Raw genomic sequence first — 14,654 nt, 5'->3', positions numbered from 1 at the left:
TTTTTATTTGATTTATTAGACCTTGCAAAACTATTTTTTTAGAGCTTCTCCTCTGTTAATAGGATTTTAAATATAAATCAGTGAATATTAACTTATCAAAAACCTAATGTTAATGGGATTAATTTTTTGTTAAGTGATGCAGATTACGGGGGTACGGGTTTCGAGATGCGGGATTTCGGGATGTGGGTGCAAATACAGAAATTCAGGGATGAAAATAAGCTGAGCAGCTGATGTGTTTTTTTGCGTATCTTCAATTATAACACATTATAATCCGAACCTCGTACCACGAACCGCATTTCAAACCCCCAAATCCCGAAACCCGAAACCCGCACCTCGCCTATTTCGCTTTACTCACATCCGTAAGGGCATTCAGAAACGCTATAATCTGTTTTATTTCCGTTTCGCTAAGGTTTAATTTATCCGGTGCAAGAGTTTGGTTTTTCATTTTTAATCCTAATCCTTCTCCACCTCCCTCATTATAAAAATCAAGAACTTCTTCTAATGTATTAAAAGCTCCGTTATGGAAATAAGGTTTGGTAAGGGCAATATTTCTCACCGTGACCGTTTTGAATGAATAATCGTAAATCCATGATTTTTCTTTTTTCACAGGGCTGTTTCCTCTTCCTAAGTCCTGATCAAGCTCCACCGGAAGCTGTTTGATGGGTCTGGCAGGTATTCCCAGTACTTCAGATTCATTTTCATTAAAAAACGGCGGTACCAATCCTGAAAAGTGAGGCGCAAAGTGACAGGTTGCACAATTAGCTTTTCCCATAAACAGGTTAAATCCTTTTTTTATGTCCTCAGAAACATTTTTTTCATTCCTCATAAAGCGGTCAAAATCGCTGTCAAATGAATATAATGAAGCTACATAAGAGCTTAATGCTTTCGAAAAGTTCTCTTTACTGATCTTTCCATCCTTAAAAGCTGCACGGAATGCCTTTTTATATTCAGGCTTTGTTTTTAGTTTCTGAATAATACTTTCATAGCTTGTATTGAATTCCTGTTCATTATAAATAACGTGTTCTGCCTGCTGTTCCAGATAAAAAGCACGAAGGTCATAGAAAAACCTCTTGGCAAAAACAGCATTATACAAAGACGGCGAATTTCTAAGTACTGTTTTTCCTTCTACGTTGCTTTGTGATTTTTCTTTAAGATCTGTAAAAGCATTTTCCTGAAGATGGCATGTTGCACAGCTCATTTTCCTGTCGCCGCTTAAGTTCTGGTCATAGAAAATTGATTTCCCAAGATTACGGAGCTCAGGATTATCTTCTGAGGATTTCAATAAAGTATAAAAATAAGGATCTAAAAAATCACTGCTGAAAAAGTTCTTGTTACCTACATTCCAACCGGAGAATTCTTTAAGATCATCTGGTCTTCCATCCCATTTTCCCAACTCTTCATACAAAGGCTGTACATATTTCTTGTAAAACTCAATCCTGTCAAAATTTTCAAAATCTGTATTTTTTGAAAGGTAATTTATTCCTTCTGCTAAAATCTGATTGGCTTTCTGAGTATTATAATTTTTAAAATAAGGATCATCATTAATGTATTTCTGCATCCCTGAAAAAGCATGGCTGGCTTCCTCGGAAATATTTAAGGAGCCTGGAGTATCAAAACCTGTCACTCCTAGAGAATAGATTCTGATCAGCTCAATACGCAAGGGTAATGTCTTGTTATTGCCTTTGCTCAAACCATTTTTTAAAGCACTTAAATAAAACCCGGAATAGCTGTTGTATAAAAAGGTAGTGATGGTTTTGATCTTCTCTTTTTCATTTCCTGCTTCATCTGAAAATATCAGTTCATCCAGCACCTGCAATCCTTCAGGAGGAAGCGTATAAGCAGACGTTCCGGCCGCTTCAATATGAAACAATGGGGCTGCATTCAGATGGGTTTTGGTGAATTCAGGATAATGATAAGCCACATAAAATTCTATTTCTTTGAATGAATTTCTGGTACTGCTCAACGATTTCTGTAATTCTTCCAGGGAAATGCGGTCTTCTGAGAACTTATCAACATCTGATTTCAGCTGTTCAAGCTTGGTTTTAAAGTTGGACAACCCTTTATTGACAAATGTATTTTCGCTTTCTTTTCCTTTATAAACTGGATTAAAAGACATTACTGCAAATCCTATCAGAAGGACGATTACAAGCAGTGGATAAGATCTCATGAATTTTTAGCGGCAAAAGTATTGATCTGATGTTATCTCAGTTTTAATAGCAGATTAAATAATGTTTATATTTCTGATACAATATTTTTCACTAATTTTAAACCCCGAAATCAAATTCATTATTCTAAAGGAAACGGTTATTCGAAATACCGGTAAAAATAATGGCGGGAGATTATTGGGCGAGGATTTTTTTAATTGAATTCAACACATCAAAAAAACTAAAATAATATTATGAAAACAAAACTATGGTTTGCTGTCGCAGCAAGTTTCCTTTCTCTGACGGCATTTTCACAAAAGAAAAAGCAAACGGAAAACCAGCCCGCAAAGCCACAGGAAATGGCTGTTTATGCAGAGAAAAAAGGTTCTGATTATTATCTGGTGCGCCTTGAAAAGGATAAAAACATCCCCAATGTTTATGTATATTCCAACGGTGTTACCAAACCTTATAAAAATTATTCTGATCTGAAAGATATTGTAGCAGAATTCCCGGGAATGATGACTTCCAACAATTCCACAAAGGAAGAACTGATTTCTATTCTTAAAAAAGATGACCATTTCTACGAAATCACGTCACAGCGAAAGGATCCGAAAAACATTGAAAAAACTGTCGTTACCGTGTACGAAGTGATGAACGGCCAGAAAAGAATCGTAGAAGAATACAATGATATCTATGAAGTGATGGCATCTCCTTATAAAGACGCGATTATCATTAATTAAAAAAACAAAAATATACATATTATGCTAAACAAACTTGCTGCCTCAGAACTTGTTCTGAATGAAGACGGAAGTGTATACCACCTGAATCTTTTACCTGAAGATATTGCTGACAAAATCATCCTTGTGGGTGATCCTGACAGAGTGGCAAAAGTTTCAAAATACTTTGATACGGTAGAAATCAAAAAAAATAAAAGAGAATTTTACACGCATACAGGAACGCTTCGGGGAGAAAGAATTACTGTAATGTCTACGGGTATCGGAACTGAAAACATCGATATCGTCATGAACGAACTGGATGCTTTGGTGAACATCGATCTTAAAAATAAAGAGTTTAAGACTGAACATAAAGCTCTTGAATTATTCCGTATGGGAACCTGCGGAAGTGTAAACCCGGATGTACAGGTTGATAATATGCTGGTTACCCAAAATGTGGTAGGATTAGACGGATTGATGCATTTCTATCAGGACTATAACTTTGAAAATGAGTTTTCCAAAAACTTCTTAGAAAAATTCCCTTACGAAAGAATCAAGCCGATGCTTTATTTCTCAGACTGGGCAGAAGAAATGGGAGAATATTACAAAGATGCCAAATACCACGGAAATACAGCAACATTCCCAGGATTCTATGCTCCACAGGGGAGACAACTTCGTCTAAAGGCAGTAGATGATAAATTCCTGGAAACATTGAACGACCTTGGAATTACCAATTTTGAGATGGAAACTTCTGCCATCTATGCGCTTTCAAAATTATTAGGACACAAAGCCATTACTGTAAATAACGTTATTGCCAACAGAAGACGCGGTGAGTTCTCTGCAGACCACCATGCTTCAGAGAAAAACCTTATTGACTGGGTATTGGAAAGAATTATTAAGTAATTATTTTATTGATATAATAAAAAGACCTCCGGAAATAACTTCCAGAGGTTTTTTTATAGGTTTTGGCTAAAGCCAATGAATCTGATCTATTTTGAAAACAGGCTCCCTTAGTCGACGCTCAGGATGTTAGCCAGTTCCTATTAAATTTGATTATATTGAAAATAGTTATTTTTTTCCACGATGAATAAAACTACCCATCCGGTTTGTCATTCCGTAGGAATCTCTATGTTATTTTTAAAAAACTGTATTTAGATTCCTACGGAATGACAAAGGGTATCATAAGAATTGAGTATGTATAAATGGGTGGAAGATCAAATCCAATCCAATCAAATTAATTACAAATGGAAAGTCCTAGGATCAGGATATTGAAATGTATAATCCAGCTCTGAAGCCAGTTTTGAAGATAAAACCTTCTTTCCTTTTACTTCAAAAACTTCCTCGTCAGGAATATTTTTCTGAGCATTAATCACCTGGCTTTTTGCCGGATGAATCGGGGCCGTAACATTATAAAGTTTTGCTTCTGTTTTACTTTCAATCATTTGTCTGATAATGGCACTGATATCAGCATAGTGAATATGATTCACAGCATGATCAAGATTACCGACATTATAATTTTTCAAAAGCCTGTTGTCTCCCATTAAGCCTCCTAATCTAAGAATATTGAGCTGAGGATATCTATTTCTCAACATTCTTTCTCCCGATACATTCTCCAATGGAACATCTTCTTCTGTAAAATCTTTCGGAAGATCCGGATAAACTCCTGTGGAACTCATCAGAAACATCTGCCCTTTAAAATCCCCGATAAACGCTGATAAATTTTGGATTCTGTTATATAAAGAACTTACGCAGCAGCTTTTTTCAGAAACCGGAATGGTAATGATCAAGACATCAATATTTTCAACTTCCTCCCATTGAGAAACAGGTTCTGTCAGCTGATAATCCGGAAAAGAAGCTAGTACTGCATGAATTCCTTTGCCGTTAAGATCATTTACTTTATTATCTGTTGTTGTCGTTGCAGATAGTGTATATTTTCCGGATAAAGAAGATGCAATTTTTTCTCCCAGCCAGCCATAACCTATAATTCCTATTTTCTTCATATTTCAACAGAAGTTTTCATTTTTTAATGATACAAAAATATCAATAAGTTATGAAACAAAGTATTCATAAGCCTTTCAAGATTTTTTTATTTTGGAATTTATTTTACTGGAATTTGAATCAGTACCTGCAATTATTTTCTGGTAAAGCAGTCCTTTATGTGGTCATTTACCATTCCGGTAGCTTGCATATGGGCATAAATTACTGTAGAACCTACGAATTTAAATCCTCTTTTTTTAAGTTCTTTGGATATAAGATCGGAAATTTCTGTTGTGGCAGGAACATCAGCTAAAGTCTGAGGACTGTTATCAATGGGTTTTCCGCCTGTAAAGTTCCAGATATAATTAGAAAAACTCCCGAATTCTTTCTGAATTTCCATGAATCGCTGAGCATTGGTAATTACTGACAGAATTTTAAGCCTGTTTCTGATAATCCCGGGGTTATTCATTAATTCTTCGATCTTTTTTTCCGAATAAGCGGCTACTTTTTTATAATCAAAATGATCAAAAGCTTTCCTGAAATTCTCTCTTTTAGACAAAATAGTATACCAGCTCAGTCCGGCCTGAAAGCTTTCAAGAATAAGGAATTCAAATATTGTTTCATCATCATATACAGGTCTTCCCCACTCTTCGTCATGATACTTTCTGTAGAGATCATCTTTTTCGCACCATCCACACCGTATTTTTTCCATAATTATCAAATTTTATCTACTAAGATAGTGCTGATTTGGAAAAATATAACAAAAGATTATGAAAAGTTTAACAGAGACTACCGATTTTAGGAATGGTTATTGTTTAATTACTGATACCAAACTAAAATTTATATTATTATGAACAATTCAGAGTACAACAAAGCGGAAAATGCAGTAAACAATGTAGAAAATTCTTTACAGAATGCAACGGATAAAGCCAAATGGAAAATCGATGAATTGGCAGATAAGGCTAAAGATTATATTAATGAGAAGAGGAATAATGATCAGGAAGCCAGCCAGGAAGACTGGCTAGACAGGGTAAAAGCTAATGTATCCGATGCCTGGGAGGATATCAAGGATAAAGCAGATGAGGCATGGGAAAAAACCAAAGATGCGGCAGAGGATGTAAAGGCAGAATGGAATAAGAAAACCAATTAGTATTTCAGTCATATAAATATTTTCAATAAAATGGAGTCTTAAATTGATAAGGCTCCATTTTTTATTATGTCATAACCACAATTATTGCTACATTTGTATTATAATAAACATTAAAAAATTATGTCATACGGTTTACTTAAAGGCAAAAAGGGAATTATTTTTGGAGCCCTTAATGAACAATCTATCGCATGGAAAGTTGCTGAAAGATGCCATGAGGAAGGTGCTGAATTTATCTTATCCAATGCTCCTATTGCTTTAAGAATGGGAGAGCTTAATGGTTTAGCAGAAAAAACAGGTTCTGAAGTAATAGGCGCTGATGCTACTTCTATAGAAGATCTTGAAAAACTTTTTGATGCCGCTGTTGCAAAATTTGGAAAAATCGACTTTATCCTTCACTCTATCGGAATGTCTATCAACGTAAGAAAAGGAAAACATTATACAGAAATGAACTACGATTGGTTGGAAAAAGGTTGGGATATCTCCGCTGTTTCTTTCCATAAAGTAATGCGTGTAGCTTGGGAAAAAGATTGTATGAACGAATGGGGAAGCATCCTGGCGCTTACTTATATTGCGGCTCAAAGAACATTCCCGGATTATAATGATATGTCTGATAACAAAGCTTATCTTGAAAGCATTGCAAGAACTTTCGGAAACTACTGGGGTGAAAGAAAAGTACGTGTAAATACCGTTTCTCAGTCTCCTACAATGACTACTGCCGGTAGCGGTGTGAAAGGTTTCGGAGGATTCCTTGGATATGCAGAAGATATGTCTCCACTAGGAAATGCTACTGCTCTTGAATGTGCGGACTACTGTGTTACCCTTTTCTCTGATCTTACGAAGAAAGTAACAATGCAGAACCTTTTCCATGATGGTGGTTTCAGCAGTTCGGGGGTTACTCAGAAAGTAATCAGTAAGTATGATACTGAATAATCATTCATTAAAAAAATAGCGGACAAAGTTCCGTTCAAAAATAAATAAAACCCATGAAGTTTTCATGGGTTTTCTGTTTTTATAATCCTGAAACTCATCATTCACAAATAAAACCCGGCGGCCTCAAAGAGGCCGCCGGGTCTGTCAAAAATAATATTAATATGCAATATGAAACTATAAAATTACAGTCTGTATAGAGTGTGCAGGAGCATTCAGTTTGGCAGCCATTCCTTCTATCCATAGATTCGTTTCAATATCATTGTCTGAATCGTTCATGATAACAGTTACCAATTGTCCGTTTTCATTCATAAAAGCGGAAGATGTCAGCGCAGCTCTGTTGGAAGAACTTCCGATTCTTTGAGCATTGGGTTTGATGTATTTTGAAACGTGGCCTATATAATAGTATTCATAGGTATAGAACACCTCTCCTGTTTTCGTGTCTGCAATAATCGGGGCAAAACAGAAGTTCCCTTTATGATTAGGTCCTCCGGTTTCATCCAATAGAATATTCCAGTCAGTCCATAATGCATTTCCTTTGTTGAAATCGTTCAGCATATTTTTACTGTAAAGCTCACCCAGGCTTACATTATAGATCTTATCCATACTGAACTGTTCTTTGCAACCTTCCGTGAACGCTAAGAATTTATCCGGAAAAGCTCTGTGCGTTTCTGCTAAATTGTCAAAAAGCTGGGTTTTATTATTCCATGTTTCATACCAGTGATACCCGATACCGCTGGCGTATTTTGAAGTTTCAGGATCGCTTAATGTAGTAGTGGCTCTTTGATAGATGAGGTCTCTGTTGTGATCCCAGATCATTACTTTTTTATCTTTATATCCGTTTTTCCAAAGGGTGGGTCCAAGATTCTTTTTCAGGAATTCTCCTTCTTCTTCAGCGGTGTAGATGCATGATTCCCAGCTTTGAGTGGCCATTGGTTCGTTTTGAACGGTCAGTCCCCAGATATTGATTCCTCTTTTTTCGTATTCTTTAATGAATTTGATATAGTAATCGGCCCACGTCTGATAGTACTCATTTTCTAATCTTCCTCCTTTGTACAAACTTTTATTTGATTTCATCCAAGCTGGCGGGCTCCACGGAGAGAAATAGAAGGTAAAATTATTCCCGATCGCTTTCTGAGCTTCTTTGATCATCGGAATTTTATACTTCTCATCATGAGCAACATTGAACGTTTTCAGTGAGGTATCATTATCCTCTACATACGTGTAAGAATCACTGGAAAAGTCACAGGAGTTCATATTGGTACGAACAACAGTGTAACCCAATCCGTTTTTTCCAAAATAAGCATCCAGAATTTCCTTCTGCTTGTTCTTTGGCATTTTATAAAAAGTTTCTGCTGATGCATCTGTGATGGCACCGCCAATTCCTATCAGTTTCTGATATTTAAAGTTGGGAGCTACGAAAATACAGGCTTCCGTTTCCTTGGGCTGACCAAATTGTTCAAATTTAACGGCTCCTTTATCCGCCATCTTCTCATCCGCCTTCGAATTGGTAAGGATCACCTTAGCTGTTTTTCCTGCATTCTTTTTCCAATAATTCTGAGCATTGACATTGATGACAACGCCTACTACAAAACAACTTACAATTAGTTTTCTCATGATTTTTTTATTTTGGACAATTGTGTCCCCTATTCATTATTTATTCTGGTAGACTCTTACGTAGTCTATATAATATTTCTGTGGAAAAATAGAATCGTCAATTCCTTTTTGTCCTCCCCACATTCCACCTACAGCGAGGTTTAAAATGATAAAGTAAGGTCTGTCAAATGGCCATGCTTCATTACTTTTCTCTTTATTCACATAGGTGAAAAATTTTTGATCATCGATATACACATCTATCTTCTCCGGTGTCCAGTCTGCTTTATAGACATGAAACTTCTCGCTGGCATCTTTTACAAACAGTGTATCTGTTTTCTGTGTTCCCTGAATATGATTGTATTTTTTTGTGTGAACGGAAGCATGTATAAATCCCTGGTTATACCCAACATGTTCCATGATATCCAATTCACCATCATCCGGCCATTTCTTCATATTTTCACTCATCATCCAGATTGCCGGCCATGTTCCACGACCTTTGGGAAGCTTTGCTCTGACTTCTACTGTTCCATATTGAAAAGCAAATTTCTCTTTGGTTAAAAGTCTTGCGGAAGTATATTTATTGTTTTCCCAATTTTCTTTTCTAGCCTCAATGATCAGATTTCCTTTTTCCATTCTGGCATTCTCAAGCCTGTTTTTGGTATAAAACTGAGCTTCCTTATTTCCAAAACCGCTTCCGCCTACATCATAATTCCATTTTAATGAATCCGGAAGACCTTTACCATTAAATTCATCATTCCAGATCATGGTTCTGTGAGAATCAGTTTTGTGCGATGCACAGTTCATAACAGAAAGGAAGAAAACTCCTGCTGCACATATTCTGATGAAATTTTTAGCTCTGAGATTCATATGTATTAGGTTTTAAGTTTTGGCTAAAGCCATTTTTCTGACCTTTTAATGAGCGGGCTAAAGCCCGCTCCTATTGAATTTATTTTGTCCAGTTAATTCTTTTGGTCTGCACACTTTGAGAGCTGGTTCCCACCATGATATCAAACTCTCCACCTTCCCAGTCAAAATTCAGCTCATCATCAAAGAATTTCAAATCTTCGGGAGTAAGTTTAAAATCGATCTTTTTACTTTCTCCTTTTTTAATGAATACTTTCTGGAAGCCTTTCAACTCTTTTACAGGTCTTACTACTTTTCCGAAAAGATCCCTGATATAAAGCTGAACAACCTCTTCGCCATCGTATTTCCCTGTATTGGAAACGGTAACACTGATATTCAGAGTCTGATTTCCTGTAAGACTTGTTGCACTTAATACCATATCAGAGTATTTGAAATCGGTATAGCTTAAACCATATCCAAACGGATATTTCGGATCATTATCAAGATCTATATAAGCTGAAACATAGTTTCTGTCCGTATTATTTTTTGCGGGTCTTCCCGTATTATAGTGATTGTAATATACAGGAATCTGGCCCTCTGTTCTCGGGAAACTCATCGGAAGTTTTCCTCCGGGATTCACGGTGCCAAACAGAACATCCGCAATAGAGTTTCCTGCTTCAGTCCCCAACCACCATGTGTATACAATTGTTGGAATATTATCTGATGCCCAGTTGAAAATAAGAGGTCTTCCTGCATTAATCATCAGAATGATTGGCTTTCCCGTTTTCGCAATTTCTTTCAGTAAATCTTCCTGAACTCCTGTAAATCCGATAGCACTTCGGCTTTTTGCTTCTCCGCTCATCGCATGGCCTTCTCCCAATGTCATAATCACTACATCTGCTTTTTTAGCCGTTTCTATGGCTTCTGCAAACTGGGTTTTATCCTGATCATCTACATTGCAGCCTTTTGCATATAATAAAGTGGAGTTTTTATCCAATTGATTTTTAATGCCGTCAAACTGTGAAACGATTCTTTGGTTGTCATCTTTGAACGCTACGGACCAGAACCCGTGATTGGCTACTGTTTCTTTACCGAAAGGTCCTATCAGTGCAACTGTTTTTGTCGTTTTTGAAAGGGGAAGAATATTTCCCTGGTTTTTAAGAAGGACAATACTTTTTGACCCAAACTCTCTTCCGAATTTTCTGTTTTCCTGATTATCGGTCTGTTCTTTTTGTCTCTTTTCGTTACTGAACCTATAAGGATCATCAAAAAGACCCATCTCGAATTTCTTGGTTAAAATTCTTCCCGCTGCATCATCCACCAGTTTCGGATCTATCTTTCCTTCCTTGACTAATTTTGGAAGTTCTGCCATGTAGACACGGCTTTCCATATCCATATCGCTTCCGCCCTGTATTGCTCTTTCTGCCGCTTCATTAGCATCTTTGGCATAGCCATGAGGAACCATTTCCCCGATGCTTCCCCAGTCTGAAACCACAAAACCTTTATAGTTCCATTTTCCTTTTAACAGATCTCTCTGAATATATTTGTTGGCCGTTGCAGGAATTCCGTTGATGTCATTGAAAGAGTTCATAAAAGTGGCTACTCCTGCTTCAGCAGCAGCTTTGAACGGAGGAAGGTATGTTTCATTGAGTTGTCTGAGGCTCATATCTACAGAATTGTAATCTCTTCCACCTACTGCTGCTCCATATGCTGCGAAATGTTTTGCACAGGCCATCACCGCATCAAGACTTCCCAAACCTCTGCCTTGAAATCCTTTAATCCTTGCCAATCCTATTTTTGTTCCCAGGTAAGTATCTTCCCCGGAACCCTCCATCACTCTTCCCCATCTGGGATCTCTGGCAATATCCACCATTGGAGCAAACGTCCAGTGAATACCATAAGCAGCGGCTTCTGTTGCAGCGATTCTTTCTGATTTTTCTATCATTCCAAGATCCCAGCTTGCTGCCTGTCCCAGATTTACAGGAAATGTGGTACGGTATCCATGGATAACGTCCTGACCGAACAGCAAAGGAATTTTCAGTCTTGACTGCATCGCCAGTTTCTGAAACGATCTGGTTTCTTCTGATCCTGCCACATTCAGCATAGAACCTACTTTACCTTTTTTAATTTCTTCTAAAACAGCAGCAGAATTGGATTGCTGTGGTCCTGTAGCGTATTCAAAACCGCTATATTGTACCATCTGCCCAACTTTTTCTTCAAGGGTCATTTTAGACAGCAACTCTGTTACTTTCTGATCAATTGTTTTCTGTCCGTAAGCATTCAATCCCAATGCGGAAAATGCCAGTAAGAAATAAACTCTTTTCATAGTATCAAATTAAAAAATATAGGTTGCTGTAGAACGTCCTGAAATTGTTACAGCAGCGGTTTTTCCGGCAAATTTAATATTAAAATTCTCATCTGAAGGGTTATCGTTCTGCACAATTAAAACTATTTTCCCAAATTGAGTCTTAAAGGCTGCAGTGGAAAGTTTATCAGTCTGTGTTGAAGCGATACGCTGAGCACCTGCCGGAACAAATTTCGAAGCATGTGCAATGATATAATAGGAAACATTTCTTGTGAAATTCTCACTGTCAGACACAGTAACCGCTCCTTTACATTCTGTACATCCTCCATCTGTATGCGGCGCATATTTCGGATCATTGGCAAGGTTCCATTCCAGCGCAATTTTACTCCAGTTTCTCATAGACCCGATGATGACATTTTTTGTATGCCAGTTCAGATCTTCAGCAAAAGTTCCTTTGGATCCGGTCCATTGTTCGGTAAAGTATAAATTCTTATTAGGGAAAGCATCATATACCGTGCTTAAAGCTGAAATATCTCCTTCATATAAGTGAAAAGCAGATCCATCAATATATTGATTAGCTTCGGAATCTTTTAAAATATCAATGGCATATTCAGGTTTGTTGCAATTATGATCATAAACCACAATTTTAGTGGTAACTCCATTGGCTTTAAAAACCGGACCTAAATGATTTTTAATAAAATTCCCCTGCTGCTCAGAAGGCATATACAGGCTCGGGGTATTTCCCGGATGCAGAGGTTCATTCTGAGGAGTTACAGCATCAATGGGAATCCCTTCTTTTTTCATTCCCTGAATATATTTTACAAAATATTGAGCATATGTTTTATAGAATTCAGGTTTCAAGCTTCCTCCTTTTGATTTTCCATTGTCTTTCATCCAAACCGGAGGAGACCACGGCGCTGCAATGATTTTAACAGAAGGATTGATTGCTAAAATTTCTTTTAACATAGCAATCAGATTTTTATCTTTTGCCAGGCTGAATTTTGAAAGAGAAGGATCAGTTTGTCCTTCCTGCAAATCATCGTAAGAAAATATTTCACCATCAAGATCGGAAGCACCTATACTCAATCTTAAATAACTGATGGAAATTGAGTTTTTGCCATTTCCAAAAAGCTCATTAAGCAGTGCTTTTCTTTTGGAAGGTGACAATCTGTTGATTACCTCAACACTTCCTCCTGTTAATGTATATCCAAAACCATCAATATATTGAAACTTTTGAGAATCGTCAATTTCAATATTCTGAAAGCTGTTGGTGCTATTTACAAATTTAACAGAAGTCTGCTGTTGTAATTTTATACTACCATCACCTTTTGTAAGCCAGTACTGAACTTCATTTCCTTTATTGGAAGCAACTGATGTACATGACAAAGAAAAAAGGGCCACACCACTAAGTAGTGCGGCACCTCTAAAGAAACTATATAAGTTGTGAAACTTCATGTTTAGTATCCAGGATTTTGTTTTAAGGCAGTATTTGCCAGTTCATTAAAAGGTATAGGCAGTATTTCATTTTTCCCTGCCTTAAATCCTCTTGCTCCCAATTTTGCTGTTGCATCTTCCCATCTAACCAGGTCAAACCACCTATGCCCTTCTCCGGCAAGTTCTCTTCTTCTCTCATCTTTTATAGCCTGTAAAGATACCGGAACTGATGCTAAGCCTACTCTTGCTCTTACCGCATCCAATAAAGCCTGAGCTCTTCCTCCTACTCCTCCTAAAGCTTCAGCTTCCATCAGATAAGTATCAGCTAATCTTATTGCAATATAATTCTGACGGAAATTTAGTTCTGTAGGTCCTGGAAGGTTAGATTTATCTGCATTTCTTGGTAAATATTTATTTAAGAAATATCCTGTATCCTTATATCCTGGTGAATAGGTAATTTTGCCCTCTTCTTTGAATTTTTTACCATTAAAAATCGTTGCATTCAAACGAGGGTCTCCCTGCATAAAATTGAACAGATCATCTGTAACAGGATTAAATCCCCAACTTGCATAAAGATCCGGAGCATCATTATTTGGTACATTGGCAACGCGTCCGTAAGATTTTATCCCCAGCATTACATTGATTGAGTTCCCTTCATCTTTTCCAGAACCCCAAAACGGCCAGTCTGCATTACTTACGTTAGTATGCATTACTTCAAGAACAGACTCGGTTGTAAACTTATTATCTACCTTCCACAAATCCGCAAAATTGCTGACTAATTTATATCCATATTGACTGGTCTGTCCTGGTGTACCATTTACCATTTCAAACTGGGCAGCTGCTTCAGCATTCTTTTTATCATATAAATAAATTTTACCTAAAATAGCATGCGCTGTTCCTTGAGTAATTCTGCCTTTTTCACTTGCACCAGACGGCATCAGCATAAGATCGGGCAAAGCCGAAACAATATCGGACTCTATTTGAGCGTATACTTTTGCAGGATCTTCCTGAGGAATATTATAGAAATCATCAGTTGCCAAAACAGGTTTCAAAATGAGAGGAATATTTTTAAACATTCTCAATAATTCAAAATAATACAATGACCTCAATACTTTAGCTTCTGCAATAAATCTTTTTCTGGTCTGATCATTCATACTAGCAGCCGGAATTCTATCTAACAGTAGATTTGCCTTTGCAATTCCCTGATAATAATCTTTCCAATAGCTGGCTGGCATAATAATAGGGTTAATTGAATAATTGGAAAACCCCTGAATTCCTGCACCATCTGAAGAATTTCCTCCTCCAGAATAGAAATCATCGGATGCTCCATTAAAGAAAGTCACCATATTTTCAAATCCACCGGAATATTTTCTCAGCATGTCATAAGTAGCTACGAGACCGCTGAATGCCTGTTCTTCATTTTTAAAATAGTTGCCAGAATCAAAAGTTCCTGTATTTTTTACATCTTCTAAATTTCCTCTGTCACAAGATATGGCTCCAAAACTTATACCTGTTAATAGTAAAACAGATACGCTTTTATATATAAATCTTTTATTTTTCATTTT

The 14,654-nt window shown here is 37.0% G+C and carries 12 protein-coding genes; 4 read left to right on the top strand and 8 right to left on the bottom strand.

The window, feature by feature from the left end; all coding sequences use genetic code 11:
* Positions 1-337: 337 nt before the first annotated feature.
* Positions 338-2,167: a cytochrome-c peroxidase gene (locus DYR29_RS02525; protein WP_213279160.1), complete on the bottom strand. Its 1,830-nt coding sequence runs from the start codon at positions 2,165-2,167 to the stop codon at positions 338-340.
* A gap of 231 nt (positions 2,168-2,398) precedes the next feature.
* Between DYR29_RS02525 and DYR29_RS02520 the strand changes: the two genes are divergently transcribed.
* Together DYR29_RS02520 and DYR29_RS02515 are read left to right on the top strand one after the other, a co-directional pair.
* Entirely contained in the window at positions 2,399-2,884 is a 486-nt protein-coding gene (locus DYR29_RS02520) for a hypothetical protein (RefSeq protein WP_213279159.1), read from the top strand.
* Between the two features lie 21 nt (positions 2,885-2,905).
* A complete protein-coding gene (locus DYR29_RS02515) occupies positions 2,906-3,760 on the top strand; it encodes a nucleoside phosphorylase (RefSeq protein ID WP_047422702.1) in 855 nt (284 codons plus the stop codon).
* 335 nt (positions 3,761-4,095) lie between these two features.
* Here the strand turns inward: DYR29_RS02515 and DYR29_RS02510 are convergent, their stop codons facing one another.
* A complete protein-coding gene (locus DYR29_RS02510) occupies positions 4,096-4,857 on the bottom strand; it encodes a hypothetical protein (RefSeq protein WP_213279158.1) in 762 nt (253 codons plus the stop codon).
* A 131-nt stretch (positions 4,858-4,988) separates the two neighbouring features.
* Positions 4,989-5,546: a DNA-3-methyladenine glycosylase I gene (locus DYR29_RS02505; protein ID WP_213279157.1), complete on the bottom strand. Its 558-nt coding sequence runs from the start codon at positions 5,544-5,546 to the stop codon at positions 4,989-4,991.
* A gap of 138 nt (positions 5,547-5,684) precedes the next feature.
* On the opposite strand from DYR29_RS02505, the gene DYR29_RS02500 reads away from it, so the two are divergent.
* Positions 5,685-5,984 (top strand): hypothetical protein, encoded by a 300-nt coding sequence (locus tag DYR29_RS02500; protein ID WP_114821904.1) that lies wholly within the window; start codon positions 5,685-5,687, stop codon positions 5,982-5,984.
* Positions 5,985-6,104: 120 nt separating this feature from the next.
* Positions 6,105-6,914, top strand: a complete 810-nt coding sequence (locus DYR29_RS02495; protein WP_047422698.1) for an enoyl-ACP reductase FabI — start codon at positions 6,105-6,107, stop codon at positions 6,912-6,914.
* Positions 6,915-7,088: 174 nt separating this feature from the next.
* Here DYR29_RS02495 and DYR29_RS02490 read toward each other — a convergent pair whose 3' ends face one another.
* The 5 genes from DYR29_RS02490 to DYR29_RS02470 all read right to left on the bottom strand — a co-directional run bounded on the left by DYR29_RS02490 (position 7,089) and on the right by DYR29_RS02470 (position 14,651).
* Positions 7,089-8,528, bottom strand: coding sequence for a glycoside hydrolase family 30 protein (locus tag DYR29_RS02490; protein ID WP_213279156.1), 1,440 nt, complete (start codon positions 8,526-8,528; stop codon positions 7,089-7,091).
* Between the two features lie 36 nt (positions 8,529-8,564).
* Complete coding sequence (locus tag DYR29_RS02485; protein ID WP_213279155.1) at positions 8,565-9,374, bottom strand: glycoside hydrolase family 16 protein; 810 nt, start codon at positions 9,372-9,374, stop codon at positions 8,565-8,567.
* 79 nt (positions 9,375-9,453) lie between these two features.
* Positions 9,454-11,676, bottom strand: coding sequence for a beta-glucosidase BglX (gene bglX, locus DYR29_RS02480; RefSeq protein ID WP_213279154.1), 2,223 nt, complete (start codon positions 11,674-11,676; stop codon positions 9,454-9,456).
* A 9-nt stretch (positions 11,677-11,685) separates the two neighbouring features.
* Entirely contained in the window at positions 11,686-13,110 is a 1,425-nt protein-coding gene (locus tag DYR29_RS02475; protein ID WP_213279153.1) for a glycoside hydrolase family 30 protein, read from the bottom strand.
* A gap of 2 nt (positions 13,111-13,112) precedes the next feature.
* Positions 13,113-14,651 (bottom strand): RagB/SusD family nutrient uptake outer membrane protein, encoded by a 1,539-nt coding sequence (locus tag DYR29_RS02470; protein WP_213279152.1) that lies wholly within the window; start codon positions 14,649-14,651, stop codon positions 13,113-13,115.
* Positions 14,652-14,654 lie beyond the last annotated feature (3 nt).

Source organism: Chryseobacterium indologenes, assembly GCF_018362995.1.
In the GTDB taxonomy this organism is placed as follows: domain Bacteria; phylum Bacteroidota; class Bacteroidia; order Flavobacteriales; family Weeksellaceae; genus Chryseobacterium; species Chryseobacterium indologenes_G.
Note: the sequence above shows the minus strand (reverse complement) of the source record. Positions and strands in the feature narration are given on the sequence as shown.

Bases quoted from the DNA above. Each gene is read 5' to 3' on its own strand.
- DYR29_RS02525 (WP_213279160.1), bottom strand. From the start codon at position 2,167: ATGAGATCTTATCCACTGCTTGTAATCGTCCTTCTGATAGGATTTGCA.
- DYR29_RS02520 (WP_213279159.1), top strand. From the start codon at position 2,399: ATGAAAACAAAACTATGGTTTGCTGTCGCAGCAAGTTTCCTTTCTCTG.
- DYR29_RS02515 (WP_047422702.1), top strand. From the start codon at position 2,906: ATGCTAAACAAACTTGCTGCCTCAGAACTTGTTCTGAATGAAGACGGA.
- DYR29_RS02510 (WP_213279158.1), bottom strand. From the start codon at position 4,857: ATGAAGAAAATAGGAATTATAGGTTATGGCTGGCTGGGAGAAAAAATT.
- DYR29_RS02505 (WP_213279157.1), bottom strand. From the start codon at position 5,546: ATGGAAAAAATACGGTGTGGATGGTGCGAAAAAGATGATCTCTACAGA.
- DYR29_RS02500 (WP_114821904.1), top strand. From the start codon at position 5,685: ATGAACAATTCAGAGTACAACAAAGCGGAAAATGCAGTAAACAATGTA.
- DYR29_RS02495 (WP_047422698.1), top strand. From the start codon at position 6,105: ATGTCATACGGTTTACTTAAAGGCAAAAAGGGAATTATTTTTGGAGCC.
- DYR29_RS02490 (WP_213279156.1), bottom strand. From the start codon at position 8,528: ATGAGAAAACTAATTGTAAGTTGTTTTGTAGTAGGCGTTGTCATCAAT.
- DYR29_RS02485 (WP_213279155.1), bottom strand. From the start codon at position 9,374: ATGAATCTCAGAGCTAAAAATTTCATCAGAATATGTGCAGCAGGAGTT.
- bglX (WP_213279154.1), bottom strand. From the start codon at position 11,676: ATGAAAAGAGTTTATTTCTTACTGGCATTTTCCGCATTGGGATTGAAT.
- DYR29_RS02475 (WP_213279153.1), bottom strand. From the start codon at position 13,110: ATGAAGTTTCACAACTTATATAGTTTCTTTAGAGGTGCCGCACTACTT.
- DYR29_RS02470 (WP_213279152.1), bottom strand. From the start codon at position 14,651: ATGAAAAATAAAAGATTTATATATAAAAGCGTATCTGTTTTACTATTA.